Here is a 17,099-nt window from a genome sequence, read left to right on the forward strand (position 1 = left end):
TTCAGTCAAATAAAAACCCTTGTTCTTCGCCCCTTTTACGTCCCAGATGGGTATAAGCCAGATCCGTAACCTCACGTCCCCGAGGTGTGCGTTTGATAAATCCTTCTTTGATAAGGAAAGGTTCATACACTTCTTCCAGCGTTCCGGGGTCTTCTCCCAAAGCCGTAGCAATCGTAGTCAGTCCGACCGGACCACCGCCGAATTTATCTATAATTGTAGTCAGCAACTTATTATCAACCTGATCCAGGCCATATCGGTCAATATTTAGTGCCTCCAGCGCATAGCAGGAAATTGCCTTATCTATTTCACCGGAACCTTTTACCTGTGCAAAATCACGTACACGCCTCAACAGCGCATTGGCAATACGAGGCGTACCGCGGCTCCGGGAAGCGATCTCACGGGCAGCTGTCAGTTCACATTTTACATTCAGAATATCGGCACTACGCAACACGATCTTCGTCAATGTCTCCATCTCGTAATATTCCAGATGCATATTGATACCGAAACGGGCACGCAGCGGACTGGTCAGCAAACCACTACGGGTTGTCGCCCCAACCAGTGTAAAAGGAGCCAGGTCTATTTGAATGGAACGTGCGCTCGGTCCTTTATCGATCATAATATCGATCCGGTAATCTTCCATAGCCGAGTAAAGATATTCTTCCACGATCGGACTCAACCGATGGATTTCATCAATAAAAAGCACATCATTCTTTTCCAGCGAAGTAAGTACCCCCGCCAGATCACCGGGCTTATCCAGAACCGGCCCGGAAGTTACTTTAAAACCAACTCCCAGCTCATTGGCTATAATATTCGACAACGTTGTTTTACCTAATCCGGGAGGGCCATGCAGCAACACATGATCCAATGCTTCTTTACGCATACGGGCAGCCATCACGAATATTTTCAGGTTCTCGACCACCTTGGCCTGTCCGCTGAAATCATGAAAAGAAAGCGGTCGGAGCGCATTCTCATACTCTCGTTCACTTTCCGGCATACGGGTGTCCCTTATATCAAAATCGTCTTCCATATTTTTGCTCATTGACTTGCAAAGATAGTAAATATATTTGCTTTATACCGTCTGGCTCCCGTTCATAACTTACGTAGCGGTCTATCCTCAGAAAGAGCTATCTGAAACAATCTACGGATAGTTTATTCACAATTTGCACTAAAAAAAACACAAATACAGGCCATATTTGCACTTCCCGAAGTGCAAATTAGTATATTTGCAGAAAACACATAGCATATGGAAAAGTTACAAGCTAGTTTTGACGCAATGTTACGTAGTATATCCACTACGTTTCATCGATACATGTTCAACCGCATTAATTGGGATAATCGTCTGTTAGGCTTGGTTGGTCCACGTGGCATAGGTAAAACAACATTGATGTTACAATATGCCAAAGAAAAACTAAATCGAAATACAACACTATTCGTCAATGCTGACGATTTATATTTTTCCGCGCATCACCTCGTTGATCTGGCCGATGAATTTGTGAAGCGAGGCGGAACACATCTCATTATTGATGAAATCCACAAATACAAAGACTGGGCACGCGAATTAAAACTAATATATGACTATCATGCAGACTTAAAAGTTTTCTTTACAGGTTCTTCCATTCTTGATATCCACAAAGGATCAACAGATCTGAGCCGACGCGCTATTGTCTATTCCATGCAAGGACTTTCATTCCGTGAATATCTAGAGATGTTTCATCATATAAAGATTCCCGCCTATTCATTGACAGATATCATACAACATCGTGCAGAACTCCCTGATAAATTCCGCCCTTACGCTTATTTTCAATCTTATTTAGAACAAGGATATTATCCATTCTCTAAAGAAGATCAATTCAATATTCGTTTGCAACAAGTGATAAACAAAACACTGGAAGTTGACATTCCACAATATGCAGAAATGAGTATATCGACAACTCGAAAGTTAAAACAATTGCTTATAATCATAGCCCAAAGTGTACCATTCAAACCCAATATGAGTAGTATTGCTACCATATTAGGAGTAAGTCGCAACAATTTATCAGACTATTTTCTTTACCTGGAAGAAGCCGGGTTAATAGCACAACTACGTGACGGAACAGGCGGTATCAGAGGACTTGGAAAAGTGGATAAAGTCTATTTAGATAATCCAACTCTCATGTATAGTTTAGGTCAGGATACTTCAGAGATTGGTAACATAAGAGAAACATTTTTTCTAAACCAAACGAGAGTAGAACAAAAAGTTATCACGTCAGCTATTTCCGATTTTCAAATAGCTAACTATATTTTTGAAGTTGGTGGCAAAAATAAAAAACAAAAACAATTACAAGGTTCTGAGAATGGTTTTATTGTAAAGGATAACATTGAACAGGGATATATGAACGTAATTCCTTTGTGGCAATTCGGACTTAATTATTAGCCCCTTTCCTATATTTGAAAAGGGGCAGTCAAACAAGTCGAAGACACAACAGCCTATCCTCTGATAACATAAGAGAAACATCTTTCCTGACCAAATGAGAGTAGAGCAAAAATTGTTACGTCAGCTATTTCCGATTTTCAAATAGCTGACTATATTTTCAAATTAGTTATTCCAAATCAAAACTGACTAAATAAAAACCTTTTTCCTGAGAAATAGCTATTGCATATAATCTATTTGTGTCGGTATCAGATGCACAAAGATTAAAAACAAGGCAATCTGTTTGATATTTAGCAATTTCATTACCTTTCCAATCAAAAGAACAAATCTTATTAAACTGATTCGGATCTTTATCGGCAATCAACACACTATATAATAAAGCATCTGTTGCGCACAAAGCAGAAAAACCATATACAGTTTGATCTGTAGGAAGTAATGAACCACCACTAAAATTAACCTCAGGAGAATAAAAATAACGTGTGGAAGATATATTTATATCATCAGATAATTGAAAAAACTCCAATATACCACCAAATAAAGTTCCCACAGCCATTTTCCTTTTATCCGGAGAAACTGAAACTGAAGCTGTTATAAAAACCGGATTCTTTTCAGTTTCCGAAACAGGGAAACGATTATATTCTGCCTCAATATTCCCTTTTGAAAAAAGTTGAAATCGTTTCAACCCTATAGTATCCTTTCCTAATTGTCCATCTATGAGATATCATTCTTCCAAATAGAAAAAAGACATATTCTGGAAAAGTCTGTCACCCTGTTTAAAGAATCGGTCAAAGAAGATTTTCATAACAGATCTCAGGGATTAACAGAAAAAGTATCTTTGATGGATGTACCGTCAGCTATAACCACTCCCGACAGTTGTATTTTCAAATCTGAAACAATTGAGGTAAAAGTACCTGCTTTATCTAATCAGTCATTAGACGAAAAACTAACCGCTTTCCTCCAATCTATATTATCTTTCAAAAATCCAATAAACATTTATCAATTGGATACGATTTTCCAACAAAAATTGAAAAAAGAGAATATACATATAACTACTGCTGTATGTATGACCGACACGATCAATAAAAAGAGCCAAAAGTGTACTCGTTTTAATATAACCTCTTTCGACCCGTTATTTACGGAACCTTATATAGTTAGTTCCACGGGAATCACTTTGAATGCTTATATAAAAATATCCGGATTTACATTAGGATACCGTATGCCTACCTCATATTGGGTTGCCTTAGTCGGTTGGGTTTTATTCACATTGTCTATGGGGTATGCCTGGGACAATCTAAAAAAAAAGATCCCGGTCCTTATCAATGATTTTACAGAAAGAGAAAATTCACTGCAAAATGAGTTGATCCAAACGGAAGAGAAACTAGAAATACTCAAACAACTGGAAAAACAGAGCAATGATCCTGATATCCATATCTTCTCTCCTCATCTGCTATTTGAAAAAAGCACAAAGACATTAAAGTACAACGGAGAAACTATAAAACTAACCCGTCAGCAACAACAATTATTAGTCGCGTTTTGCAATGCACCTGAAAATACCTGTTCAATAAATGACTTATGCAATCTGGTCTGGAAAGGATGTACAGTAGAAGAGAACACAATTCAACAGGCTATCTCGCGTTTAAATATAACCTTAAAACCACTGGGATTATATATCCAATATGAATTTAAAGATAGTTACAAACTTATGTTTATAGAAAACTAACAATTAGCTCCCGATCAAACTTCTATTTCTTCCCTATCCTTTTATAATTACCATACGTACTAACTCCAATTTCCCCGGCAGGAAATCAGCGGTTGATAACCATCAGCCGATTGGCCGACAATTATGAGCCGTTTGGTTGATAATTATGAGCCAAGCGGCTCACAATTATCGGCCGCTAAAATGTATGGGATGTCAGCAAGAGAAGTATGGAATAAGCGTTGATAATGAAAGGTATGGTTTGATAGCCGAAAGATAGGGATAATATCCGTCGGATACAACAAAAAACAGAACTTGGCGTTTAAAGAAACAATAAAATGCCGGGTACCAGAAATCGGATGACGAAAGAAGCGGTATTTTCCGCCTGAGTTTTGATGCTGGAATCCGCTTTTATTTTTAGCAGAACAAATAAAATTACCTACATTTGTCCAGAACACTAAATTACGTATAATATGAACAGCGCATTCCTCCGTTTCCGGCTCCGCCAGGCAGGAAAGTTTATTCGTGAAATACCTGTTATCTATCTGGTTATACTGACAGGTATTTTACTGATAGCCGGGATTGCACTGTATCAGTTTACAAAAGATTTACATGGGAGCCTGATTATAGCGGGTATCCTGCTTGTTTTCCTTTCATTGATTCAATTACGGAGAAAAGACTATCATTTTATCCATCTTGCAGAGGAGAAAGCCTGGAAAGTATTCAGTATGGATTATCTCTTACTGTCCCTACCGGTCCTTATCATCATATCGGTAAATTCATACTGGTATGTATCGCTGGCAATTATAGCCGGATGCATAAGTCTTGGTTTCATAAAACAGCCTTTCCACCGGACAAAAAAAGGAATGAACTCCCCTAAATGGATACCGGCGGAAGCCTTTGAACTGCGGTCAGGGATACGGCAATACGGCGGTTTATTACTGATCCTTTATGTGAGTGCATGGATAGGCCTGTTGTTGCCTTTTGCTTCTTTGGCATCGCTCTGGTTCTTCACAGTCATAGTATCCGATATATTCAGATTTTCAGAACCGGTACAGATACTTTGCTCACAGGAGCGTCCGGTCAACAGGTTCCTGCACGGAAAGCTTCGTTTAAATTTGAAGTTATTCTTATGTGCAACAACTCCTGTTTTCGCGATATATACACTTTTATATCCGGAGCATTGGTGGTTCATCCTCACCTTTCTGGCTGCGGTTTCCCTGAACATAACACTGTTTATTATAAATAAATATGCCCATTATCTACCGAATACAAAAATAACAGGAGGACAGGTCCCCATAACAATAGCCGTAATAAGCATTTTCTTTCCGGTTCTTTTACCGGTAGTCTTGTTTTTCCTGGTCAAAAACTATCTGGCTGCCCGCCGGAATCTAACAACTTATTTATATGCTTACAATCCGGAATCTACAAGTAGAATATAAAAAAGAATTTCCTGTACTGAAAGGGATCGACTTATCGATGGAATCAGGGAAAATACATGGTCTGGTCGGCCTGAACGGTGCCGGAAAAACGACTTTGCTGAATACGCTGTATTCCTTCATCCGTCCATCCGCAGGCTCGGTCAGCTATAACGACAGATCTCTGAAAAGGCTGGATATTGCCTATCTGGAAGCAGAGAACTACTTTTATCCTTATATGACAGGGCGCGAATATCTGGATCTTTTCCCAGCCGGCAAAAACGGCTTTAAAACAGACAACTGGCAACAACTTTTCCATATTCCGTTAGACGATATAACGGAGAACTATTCAACCGGGATGAGAAAGAAACTCGCTCTGCTGGCCGTTCTGAAGCTGGATAAACCGATCGTTGTCCTGGATGAACCGTTCAACGGCCTGGATCTGGAAAGTGCCCATATCCTCACCCTCATCCTGCAACAACTCCGGGAAGGGGGCAAAACAGTGCTGGTCACCTCACATGTTTTCGAGACACTGACTTCCTGTTGCGATTATATCCATCATATCGATCACGGGACAATCGACCACAGCTATTCCAAGGATCAGTTCGAAATGCTTCAAAAACGGCTCTATTCAACCATAGAAGATCAGACTTCCGATCAGATAAAGAGACTTATTTAGTCCTTCAATCCGATAGGCATGTACTAAACATATTAGGGGGCTTTGAAACACCCCCTAATTCCAATAGAAAAACGTTTTATATATTTATTCAGTAGTAATCGTCAGTTGTTTTCCTTGTTTCAACAGGTCATGTGAAATAAACCAACCATTGATTTTCTGACCGTCGTAAAAGATATCCGTAATCTTCCGCCCATTGCCGTTCTTTACGATCGTGAACTGATTATTATCGCCTAAAGTGAATTTCACCTGATCGAACAAAGGAACGGTTACAATATATTCCGGATCAGCCGGAGAATAGGTATATAAACCAATGGCATTGAATACATACCAGGCAGACATTTCACCGGCATCATCCATTCCCGAATAGGCGAGCTTCTCTTTACCCATATCGTAATAATGGTTCATGATGCTATCCAGGACACATTGCGTTTTCTCCTGTTTACCGATGAAATAATAAGTATAGGGAACACTGTGGTCCGGTTGATTACCATGGCAATAATTTCCGATGAAACCGGTCATATTATGCGCTTCATAGTTTCTCCACGGTTCAGTGAACAGTGAATCCAACTTCTGTTCGACCGCTTTTTCACCGGGATAAAGGGCAATCATGCCTTCCGGATCATGGGGAGCAAAGAACAATGACTGCCAGGCATTAGCCTCACGATACATATAGGCATAATAAGGATAGTAAGGATCGAAATCCTTGATCCAGCTGCCATCGGCAATCTTTCCGCGCCAAAAGCCCGTACCCGGGTCAAACAGATTCTTATAATTGCCGGAACGTTCCATCAATGTTTTATAAATACTTTCATCTCCCAACTCCTTAGCCAACAAGGCGGTCGCATAATCATCGTATGCATATTCCACAGTCTTTGTTACAGCGGCTTTGTATTCATCCCAGGTCGGGACATTGGTGGTATCCTTTTCTGCAATCCATCCTTGTTCGATATATTCATCCAGATATGGCCTGCCGCCTTTTCCCGGGACAGTGGCATTATTCACCAACAGTTTATAAGCCCGGTTCAGATCGAAGTCCTTCAATCCGCGTAAATAGTTACCGGCTACAAATACAGAGGCATGGTCACCATGGAAGAAGGTTGGCATATAACCATTTCGCTTTTCGCCTTTATCCGTGATGGACTTGATCACATCGGTCGTTACATCCGGAGAAATCATTCCCAATAAAATCAACTTATTGCGATAATCGTCCCAGAATGACGGATCGGTATAATAACGGAAACCATTATTTACCACATTGCCTTTGGCATCCGTATATTCCCCGTTCACGTCGCTACGCAACGCCGGCCATAAGAACGAACGGTACAGGCAGGAATAGAAAATACCTTTTTCACGTTCCGTTCCGCCGGTTACTTCTATTTTGGATAACAAATTCTCCCAGGTCTTATCAGCCTCCTTACGAACCTGCGCAAAACTCTTATCCTTCATTTCCTGCTCCAGGTTCATCTTTGCATTATCGATACTTACAAAAGAAAAACCGATCTTTAACTCCAGTGGTTTGCTTCCTTTGCTATCGGCAAAACTGACAACCGAAACTTCATGTTCACCATCTTTCACCTGTCTGATATCCTCAATCTTATAATTGGAAACAGCATAGAAACGGATATTTCCTTCCGCATCCTGATTACCGGAAAAAGTATAATCATCGACTTTTTGAATACTCCAGTCTCTTACTCCATTGTTTGTCCGTGTGATATCCACTAATACTTTCTTGTCGTCATCCGGCCGGAAAGTATATTTATGATAAGCACAGCGGAGCGTGGAAGTCAGTTCGGCATTGACCCCGTACCTTTCCAGAAACACCTGGTAATAACCCGGACGGGCCGATTCGTTCGAATGACTATATGTTGAAGCATAATCGCCGGAGGAAACATTTCCTGTCACCGGAAGGACAGGGAGATGCAGCAGATTCCAATGTCCTTTGTTGGTATGCGAAAAACCATAGATGACCGTATCTTCATACTGATAACCGGCCCCACTCCGGAACTGAGTCACCGGACTCAGCTGTACCATCGCATTCGGGACGGAAGAACCGGGAAAGACTTCTGCTCCCCAGGTCCTTGTCTTCAAATGACGCTCATAACCCAGATCTTTCGTTTCCCATAGCGTGGCTGTCCCCAAAAGAGGATTCACATAATTCGTAAGTTGTTTATCCGGCTGGCAACTTATCATTATGGTTAATGACAGCAAACCTGCAAAAAAAGAGTTTTTCATGCTAAATTAATTATTAGAATATGATAATGATCAAGAATTAAAAACTATATCTGTCTGAAATTAAAAACACGTATAACTTATAATAGATTCAAATCGTCCAGCAACGCAGCTGCTTCGATCAACATGCAACCGCTCAGTTGTTCGGTCAGTCCTGTAGATGCTCCCGGGACATTCCGCCAGTAAGTACCGAATAAGACATTCGACTTATTGGTTCCCTGCGTCCATAATGTCTCGGCATTGGTTTTCAGGAACTGCACATAACGTCGTTTAGCACCTGCATCCAGGCGGTCCTGTTGGATCAGATCCGTGAAATAACGGATAAAAATACCTTTGAATAATCCACCGTCTCCAGTTCCTTCATCCTTCAGAATAGAATTGTTGACCAATGTACTGATGGTATAATCAGCGGCCAAAACGGCATCGTTCAGATAGGCTTTTTCTCCCAATATCTTATACAATTCAACAGCCGATCCGACAAATGTTCCTTCATTGTAGGTAAATATCCAGTCTTTCTGTATTTCTCCGGTATTACTGTTTATATTGTCATACACCATTCCGTTATTGCTATTGAATAATGTACTTTTCTCCCAGTTATATATCTTGAGTGCCCATTCTTTATAGGTCTCATCTCCAAACTCACGATACAGGCGGGCTGCCAGAATACAAGCCGGACCGTTTGAACAGGCATTTTTGCTATACTCCTGCCCTTTTACCCAGGTGATACCTCCACCTGCATTCTCATTCCAACCCACTTTGATATAATCCCATATCTGCAATGCCGCCTCTTTATATTTCTGTTCTTTGGTTGCCTGGTAAGCACGAAGAATAGCGAGGGCATTCCATTCCATATCATCGTAATAGTCATTCCGGAACGAATTGCCGTTCTTGATCTTCACGCCTTCAAACCATTGGTCGAAATAGGTTTTATATTTTGCATCTTCCGTACGCAAATAAGCATCCGTCAAAACATCCAGCGCATGCGCCTGGGGCCAGTAATGGAACGTCGTATTTCCGTTGCTATCATAATTAAAATATTTTCCTCCTGCATTCCAGAATGAATTTACCAATGCTGTCGTACTGCTGTCGGCAGCGGCATACCAATTAATATTATCATTTTCATCCGGTCCGTTCGGAGTATTATCATCATCGCCACAAGCCCCCAGGAAAAGAGGGAGAAACAGGAAAAGGAGTATATTCTTCATGACATTATTTTTAGCTGTTAAAAAAGAAGGACCCGGAATAAGATCCATTTTTCTCGAAATATACAATTCCGGGGCCTTCTTACCAAATATTTGTAATAAACTATTTAACGATTGTATGTGTGTAAGGCTGGTCTGCCGTCAGATAGACGGTATAAGTAGCCGGAACACCATCAAAATCACCCATCAGCTTCCACTTATTATCCCACTGGGATACCTCGGTAAACAGTTGCAGGTAATAATAAGATTCCGGACTGCTTGCCGTCGGACGGGAGTCTGTCTGGTTCAATGTTCCCCATTCGACTTCCTTTTCTGCATCGGCACCTCCATTTTCCCGGATAGTCATTCTGAACTTATAGCGTTCATCCCTACCCCAGCTCTCTTGTTTGAAAGTAACCGTTTCCTTCGCCTGGAATACACCATAACCTACATAAGGTAGTTCAAACAGAGATTCTCCGTCCGGACAGAAATAGAAAGTTATTTTGTTTACCAGCGTATAGGTACAGGCTCCGGTATTAAAGTCTAATGTAATACGGTAAACACCGTCTTTAGCGACCGTTGTCGTTCCGTTTTCTTTCACCATGCCGTCCGCTGTATAGAACTCTCTCGGAGTACCGGTCTTTCCGTCCGTAAAATAGAATGGTTTGCCTGCCGCCAGTTTTGTATACACTTCAAATTCACCACCGGCAACAGCTTTCATTTTATGTGCCTTTGCCAGGTCAGCCCCACCTTCAGAAGCCTCTCCGGTCACATAGACATCGATCGGAACATCTTCGAAACCTGCCAGGCGGGTTACCGTAATCTTATTTTCAACGCCGGCTTTTACGCTCTGCAGACCTTTTGAAGAGAGTATAGTCCATTTGAATGTACCCGTATCAGACGGTTTTATGCCGACCTTACCTGCAATCTGATTCAACTGTTTATGCGTAACGGATACATAATTGCCAAATCCGTTATTATTGGCACACATCACATACACCGGTTTTGAGAAATCACCATCTACCTTATCAAAAGCAATCTGGTAAAGAGCAGTACCTGTTTCCTCTACACTCGGTGTCTGCCATTCAAAATAAACACTGGATGATGCGGACGGTTCAAGAACAACGGATTTTCCATCCGCCGGTTCAAGTAATGTACTGACACTTGCCAAACGGTTATCCGTGTCACCCATATTATCATTACATCCCATGAAGGCCAATACGGCAGAGGTGATGAACATCAGTTTTATAAATATCGCTTTCATAATTCCTCCTTTTTATTTGATTACTAAATTATGAGTATATTCACCCTGCGTATTCAAAGAGAATGTAACATCATACGCCTTATCGCTCCAACCATCGGTAGCCGGGCTCTTCCAGACTTCGTTGTTTGTCCACTGTTCTACATTCGTCTTTTCAGCCATATAGTAATACTCATCATTGCCGGTCGGCTTGCTATCATTATTGATGGCAGCTCTCCATTCGGTCTCTCCGTCAGAACTTTCCATTCTGAACTTATAACGATCGTCCGAATTATCGCTATCCGTCAATCCCGTTACCGTATAGTTGCTGATAGCCCAGACACCGAGACCCTGGTAATCCAGTTCTATCTCTTTCTGTGACCAGTTCAGGAACCATTTCACTTTAGTCACCTCTTTGGAAGTAAACGATCCGGCATTAAAATCAATATAATATTTATAGATACCGGTTTTGGTTGCTGTCGTAGTACCGCCTTCTACCAGTTTTTCACCATTCAACGAGTATTCAGTCGGAGTACCGGTATTGGCACTGACAAACTTGAAGGACTTGCCCTCCGTCAGTTTCATGAAAACTTCAAATTCGCCGTCAGCCACTTTTTTCATAATCATGGCATTCTCCAGGTCAGCTCCTACTTCCGTGGCTTCACCGGTGATATACAACTGGCTCGGAACTTCTGCGAATCCTGCCAAACGGGTAAGCGTCAGCGTACGTTCTTCTTCAGCCTTGACCGGATTAATACCTTTGGAGGCATATACCGTCCATTTCAGAGTCCCTTCTTCCGCAGATCCGATCCCTGCTGAAGCGGCGATCTGGTTCAACTGTTTATGTGTGATCGTTGCATGATTAGTTCCGCCATTGTTGTCGGCAGTAACTATAGAAACAGGATCGGAAAAATCACCATCCGCCTTATCGAAAACAACATCGTACAACACAGCACCACCATCTTCGGCTAACGACGGCTCCCATTCAAAATACAAAGAAGCCGATGCCGATGCTTGCAGGACAACGGCTTTCCCATTATCCGGTTCATATAACGCTTTAACGGCAGTCACGCCCAAATGCCTCACTTCCCCGTCACTGCTACATGCCACAAAGACCATAGCAAAAGCGAACAGCATCATATATTTTATAGATATTATTTTCATATCTCTTAGATTTTTTGGATTTAAAACTTTTGATCAATATCCCGGATTCTGAGTCAGATTCTTATTGATATCCCGTTGTGACTGCGGAATTGCGAACAAGTAATCTCTATCTTTATTGAAAGATCTCTTATCCAATTGGATATACTGTGTATTATCCGCGGCAAATTTAGCTCCGCGAGGATTGCCATTTAGTGCTGTCTCGATCGTTTTCCAACGACGGATATCATAGAGTCTTGTCCCCTCGATAGCCAATTCACAACGGCGTTCGCGGCGTACAATAGTCTGCATATCACCGGAAGCCGGGTAATTCAACGCAGAAGCGTCTGTGAAACCGGCACGTTCGCGGATCGGACGGATCGTCTTGTTCCAAACGGTTTCGTTCATCTCACCCAGTTCTGTTTTTGCTTCAGCATACATCAATAAGACATCGGCATAGCGCATCAGAATCAGATTCAAGCCGGAAGCAAGACCTGCCGGAGCGGTCGGATCAAACCATTTACGGAGATAATAACCTGTAGCGGTGGAGTTCTGTCCCGGACCGATATATTCATCCAGATTGGCAGCACCAGCATCGGCAGAAGAACCCGGTTTGATATAAATTGTGGACGTTTTGCCGTTGCCGTCTGTCCACTGGTAACCATGGTAAACGATAGTAGCCTGCAATCTGGGATCTCTGTTTATGTAGGGATCGTCTTCTTTATAGCCGGAACCGCTTTCATGAATCGACCGGCCATTTTTCATGATATAATCGTCCACCAGTTCCTGTGTCGGAGCAAAACCGTTTACACGTCCGCCCACAGACAAGGGAATCCCATCGTACATTTCACTCCAGGTTCTCAGATTCAGCAGATATCCCATATCCAGGATCACTTCGCTGTTGTATTCGTTTTCCGGCAAGAACAGACCTGCATAACTTGAAAATAATGCATATTCACCATATTCGCCATTGATTATTTTCTCGCAGACAGACGAAACATTTTGCCAGTCGTTCTCATACAGATAAGTACGGGCGAGCAGAGTCATAGCAGCCCCTTTTGTGATCCGCCCGTTATCAGCTGCCGCATATTCCTGTCTTGTCGGCAATGTACCGACGATATCATTCAGTTCGTCACGGACAAACTTGATAACATCCGCTTTCGGCGAGCGGGCGATCGTATTAGCCTCTTCGATTGTCAGTGTATAGTCAAACAAAGGAACATCGCCATAATTATTAGCCAGGCGGAAGAACAGCATGGCGCGAATGAAACGTGCTTCTGCCTTCATCCTGTTTTTTACTGTTTCATCCATGTCGGGGACACGATCTACATTTTCCAGGAATGTGTGGCATGTTTTAATGCCTTCAAAACATTTTTTCCAATCTTCAGAGAATCGCCCCAGAGCGGCGTTTGCCTGACCCGAAGTAATCAGTTTCTCATCCGTACTACCACGCCCTTCGTATAAGTTGTCCGATAATCGTTCGTCTGCGAAGAAATAGCCGGAACTCATCATCTGACTGTAAGCCATGCTCAATACGGAAGAAGCCTTTGCCTCGGAAGTCCAGTAATTCAAATCCGTAAACTTATTGGTAGGAGCCAGATCCAAATCATTACAAGATACGAATGATGCAAGTATAGCGCATGCTATACTTGGCAAATATTTTAAAATATTCATTTTCATAACAAAGTCTATGTCTTAAAATTCTATATCCAAACCAAATCCATAATAAGTCAGTGTCGGGTAGTTACGTCCGCTGTTTGCCCCGATGCCACCGATGCCACCCATATCGCTGCCGAATTCAGAAGATTCCGGATCGATAAATGAGTTCTTGGTAAATGTCAACGGATTTTCGGTATTTACGCTGACACGTAATTTCTGTACACCAAACTTCTGAGTCAATGCCTTCGGTAAGGTATATCCGATCTGGATATTCTTTACACGTAAGTAAGCTGCATTCAACAAATAAATATCTGATCCGGCCATACCCCAGTTGTTCGTAGAAGATGATGAGCCCGGGGCAACTAAACGAGGCCATTGGGCATCCGGATTTGTCGGAGTCCAGAAATCCAACTGATGTTGATAAATACAATAGGAATAGTTTGAGTGGAATGGTTCTATCAACTCACCACGCAGATACATGGAACGTTTGCCCACACCTTGCAGCATGACGTTCAGGTCAAAACCTTTCCATGTCATATTATAAGTGAAACCGAATGTATAACGCGGAAATGCATTACCCAATATCACACGGTCTTTCTCATCGATGACATCATCGTTGTTCTGGTCGACATACTTCACATCACCGGGTTGAACGGAAGCTCCTACCGGCAGCGCACTGTTCGCAATCTCATCGTAACTCTGGAACAATCCCTCTGTTTTATAACCGAAATATGAACCTAACGGCTGCCCTTCACGAATCAATTTATACAACTGGTCGTTTTGGTCGATACGTTCTTTTCCTCCGAAATCGGTCACTTTATTCTTTGAGTCGGATATATTGAAATTGAAGTTATGATGGAAGTCGCCGGAATTTAATTTGTAGTTGATCGTTAATTCCCAACCTCTGTTTTTCATTTCGCCGGCATTCTCCTTGGCTGCGGAACCGCCATAGATAGACGAAACTTCCGGTGTTAACAATATATTAGATGTCTTCTTATCAAAATAGTCTACGGATAAGAATAAATTCCCATTCAGGAAAGTTGCATCAGCACCGATATTAAAGTTAGCTGATTTTTCCCATGTCAGGAAGGCATTACCATCCGTATAGCTCGTTCCCGGGACAGATATGCCATTGAATACATAGCCGTTGTTGTTCATCTGATAGACAGTCTGGTAAGAATAATTGTCCACATTCTGATTTCCCAGTACACCGTACGATGCTCTCAGTTTCAAATCGCCGATGTTACTCTTATACGTATCCATAAAGGCTTCTTCAGACAAACGCCAGCCGGCAGAGAACGAAGGGAAGAACCCCCAGCGCTGATCTTTAGCAAATTTTGAAGAACCGTCATAACGGAAAGAGACATCTCCATAATACTTATCCATATAATTATAGCCTACACGACCAAATACGGAAGTAATGCTTGTCTGGTCCGTATCATTGTTCGAGTTTTTGTTATCTTTATTCTGGATGGATTCGTCTGTTGTCGGCAATCCCAGGTCTTCATCCGTGTATTCCCAGGCAATACGGCTTGCTTGTTTTGTGTAAGATTCGTTTGAAACACCGACCAATGCGCTTACGTTATGGGCATTATTAAATGTACGGTTAAAATCCAATAAGAATTGTGTACTCAGAGTATAACGCTTTTCATTATAATCTTCAGTCATTGTATTGGAGTGCATGTACAGTACCGGATTCTCCAAATCGGCAGAAGAATACAACGGCACTTTCTTGTCGCGCCGATAACGATGATGCTGAGTCAAATCCAGACCTACCAAACCGGTTGCTTTCAAACCATCGATGATCTTAACATCGAGGTTCATACTTCCGATGAAATTGTCTTCGTCTTTCTTCTCATAACCGCCGTCCTGCAACAATGCCAACGGGTTGTCATCGCCGACTATATCATTGACCAGATATTTGTCGCCTTCCATAAATTTGTAGTAATAATAAGAAGGGACACGGGATGAGTTGATGATCGTGTTTCCTGTACCACCGGCCACAGTTCTGTCTTTACGACGGTTATAAGCCATCAAGGATGTCAACTTAAAGCGTCCGTATTCCGTACTCAGATTACTACGAAAGTTATAGCGTTCCATACCGAAGCTACCCTGGAAGTTACTCTCCTGGTTATAGTAACTGGCGGATACCATGTAGGTCGTATTTTCACTACCTCCGGATACGTTTATGTTATAGTTCTGTTGGAGACCGGATTTGATGATTTGGTCATACAACCATTCTTCTTCATTACGGTGATCATACAAATCACGAATCTGGGTAGGTGTGAACTGGGGGGCACTACCCACATTCATATTTGCCTGGTTTCTCAACATGGCGTTTTGCCAGCCTTCGACCGGTGAAAATAAAATATGCGGGTCCTGGATACCGACCTGTCCATTGAACGCAACAACAGGTTTACTGCCTTTGGAACCTTTTTTAGTCGTTACCAGAATAACGCCATTTGCAGAACGGGAACCATAGATGGCTGCACTACCTGCATCTTTCAGGACAGATACATTATCAATATCGTTCGGGTTCAGATTGTTCAGAGTCGATGAACTCGATACCAATCCGTCGATAACGATCAGCGGGTCATTGTTCCCCATCGTACTGACACCACGGATGTTGATGTTCATACTGTTATCGTTCGGATTCGCATTTTTACTCTGGATAATAAGGTTGGCAGAAGCTCCCTGCAACGCCTGAGTCGCATTGGTTACCGGACGATTTTCAAAAATCTCGCTGTTCACCTGGTCCACAGATCCGGTAATACTCTTACGGGAACGGGTACCATAACCGACAACCACTACTTCGTCCAGTTTCTGGGTGTCTTCTTTCAATGTAATACGAAAATCACTTTTCCCTTTCAGAGATACCGATTGTGTCAGATAACCGATGAAAGAAACGTCCAATGTGCCATTTTCCGGAACTTCTAACGAGAAATTACCGTTAAAATCAGTAACCGTACCGTTCGTTGTTCCTGAAACAACGACGTTTGCACCGATAACAGGCTCGCCTGTTTCATCGACAATAACACCTTTTACGTTCTTTACTTTCTGATTGACCGCATTTTGGGAGGGAGAGGTAATGACGAGATAGTCACCTTTTACCGAATAAGTATAGCCTGTACCAGCCAGCACCTGACTCAATACATCCAATACTTCTGCATTTTTCTGATTAAGCACAACTTTCTTGTTTACATCCAACTGTGTGCCATTATAGGCGATTTTGTACTTGGATGAAGCTTCAATCTTCTGGAATGCTTCCTTTAAAGAAACAGTTCCTTCACTAAAGGAGACCTTTTGCGCATTGATCTGCAGGCAACCTGCGATCAAAAAGCTCAGACAATAGGTTCCAATTCGTCTGGATTTGTGTTTGTTCTTCATATGTAATTAAAATAGTTAAACAATTGCACCGATTTGAGTACGTACTCATCTATAATGACA

The 17,099-nt window shown here is 42.0% G+C and carries 12 protein-coding genes; 4 read left to right on the plus strand and 8 right to left on the minus strand.

Annotated features, from left to right (window positions below):
- Nucleotide 1: 1 nt before the first annotated feature.
- Nucleotides 2–1,027 carry a Holliday junction branch migration DNA helicase RuvB gene (ruvB, locus tag K6V26_RS22145; protein WP_044215110.1) on the minus strand — a complete coding sequence of 342 codons (1,026 nt, stop codon included), beginning with the start codon at nt 1,025–1,027 and terminating at the stop codon, nt 2–4.
- A 216-nt stretch (nt 1,028–1,243) separates the two neighbouring features.
- Here ruvB and K6V26_RS22150 point away from each other — a divergent pair, with 216 nt between their 5' ends.
- On the plus strand, nt 1,244–2,413 hold the full coding sequence (locus K6V26_RS22150) for an ATP-binding protein (protein WP_009860555.1): 1,170 nt from the start codon (nt 1,244–1,246) through the stop codon (nt 2,411–2,413).
- Nucleotides 2,414–2,579: 166 nt separating this feature from the next.
- Here the strand turns inward: K6V26_RS22150 and K6V26_RS22155 are convergent, their stop codons facing one another.
- Nucleotides 2,580–3,092 carry a hypothetical protein gene (locus tag K6V26_RS22155; RefSeq protein WP_224263886.1) on the minus strand — a complete coding sequence of 171 codons (513 nt, stop codon included), beginning with the start codon at nt 3,090–3,092 and terminating at the stop codon, nt 2,580–2,582.
- Nucleotides 3,093–3,248: 156 nt separating this feature from the next.
- Between K6V26_RS22155 and K6V26_RS22160 the strand changes: the two genes are divergently transcribed.
- The 3 genes from K6V26_RS22160 to K6V26_RS22170 all read left to right on the plus strand — a co-directional run bounded on the left by K6V26_RS22160 (nt 3,249) and on the right by K6V26_RS22170 (nt 6,203).
- Entirely contained in the window at nt 3,249–4,130 is an 882-nt protein-coding gene (locus K6V26_RS22160; protein WP_009860553.1) for a winged helix-turn-helix domain-containing protein, read from the plus strand.
- Between the two features lie 449 nt (nt 4,131–4,579).
- The gene (locus tag K6V26_RS22165; RefSeq protein WP_009860552.1) at nt 4,580–5,548 is read left to right on the plus strand and encodes a hypothetical protein; all 969 of its coding nucleotides are present in this window, start codon (nt 4,580–4,582) and stop codon (nt 5,546–5,548) included.
- Nucleotides 5,514–6,203, plus strand: coding sequence for an ATP-binding cassette domain-containing protein (locus K6V26_RS22170; RefSeq protein WP_224263887.1), 690 nt, complete (start codon nt 5,514–5,516; stop codon nt 6,201–6,203). The genes K6V26_RS22165 and K6V26_RS22170 overlap by 35 nt, the downstream gene beginning before the upstream one ends.
- A gap of 84 nt (nt 6,204–6,287) precedes the next feature.
- Here the strand turns inward: K6V26_RS22170 and K6V26_RS22175 are convergent, their stop codons facing one another.
- From K6V26_RS22175 to K6V26_RS22200, 6 genes are all read right to left on the minus strand, one after another.
- The gene (locus K6V26_RS22175) at nt 6,288–8,435 is read right to left on the minus strand and encodes a GH92 family glycosyl hydrolase (RefSeq protein ID WP_224263888.1); all 2,148 of its coding nucleotides are present in this window, start codon (nt 8,433–8,435) and stop codon (nt 6,288–6,290) included.
- Between the two features lie 77 nt (nt 8,436–8,512).
- Nucleotides 8,513–9,637 carry a glycoside hydrolase family 76 protein gene (locus K6V26_RS22180; protein WP_046146467.1) on the minus strand — a complete coding sequence of 375 codons (1,125 nt, stop codon included), beginning with the start codon at nt 9,635–9,637 and terminating at the stop codon, nt 8,513–8,515.
- Between the two features lie 100 nt (nt 9,638–9,737).
- Nucleotides 9,738–10,877, minus strand: a complete 1,140-nt coding sequence (locus K6V26_RS22185; RefSeq protein ID WP_046145808.1) for a SusE domain-containing protein — start codon at nt 10,875–10,877, stop codon at nt 9,738–9,740.
- A 12-nt stretch (nt 10,878–10,889) separates the two neighbouring features.
- Entirely contained in the window at nt 10,890–12,017 is a 1,128-nt protein-coding gene (locus K6V26_RS22190; RefSeq protein WP_224263889.1) for a SusE domain-containing protein, read from the minus strand.
- A gap of 33 nt (nt 12,018–12,050) precedes the next feature.
- Nucleotides 12,051–13,673: a RagB/SusD family nutrient uptake outer membrane protein gene (locus K6V26_RS22195; protein ID WP_186957971.1), complete on the minus strand. Its 1,623-nt coding sequence runs from the start codon at nt 13,671–13,673 to the stop codon at nt 12,051–12,053.
- Between the two features lie 15 nt (nt 13,674–13,688).
- On the minus strand, nt 13,689–17,039 hold the full coding sequence (locus K6V26_RS22200) for a TonB-dependent receptor (protein ID WP_224263890.1): 3,351 nt from the start codon (nt 17,037–17,039) through the stop codon (nt 13,689–13,691).
- Nucleotides 17,040–17,099: the final 60 nt, after the last annotated feature.

The organism is Parabacteroides goldsteinii (genome assembly GCF_020091425.1).
In the GTDB taxonomy this organism is placed as follows: domain Bacteria; phylum Bacteroidota; class Bacteroidia; order Bacteroidales; family Tannerellaceae; genus Parabacteroides; species Parabacteroides goldsteinii.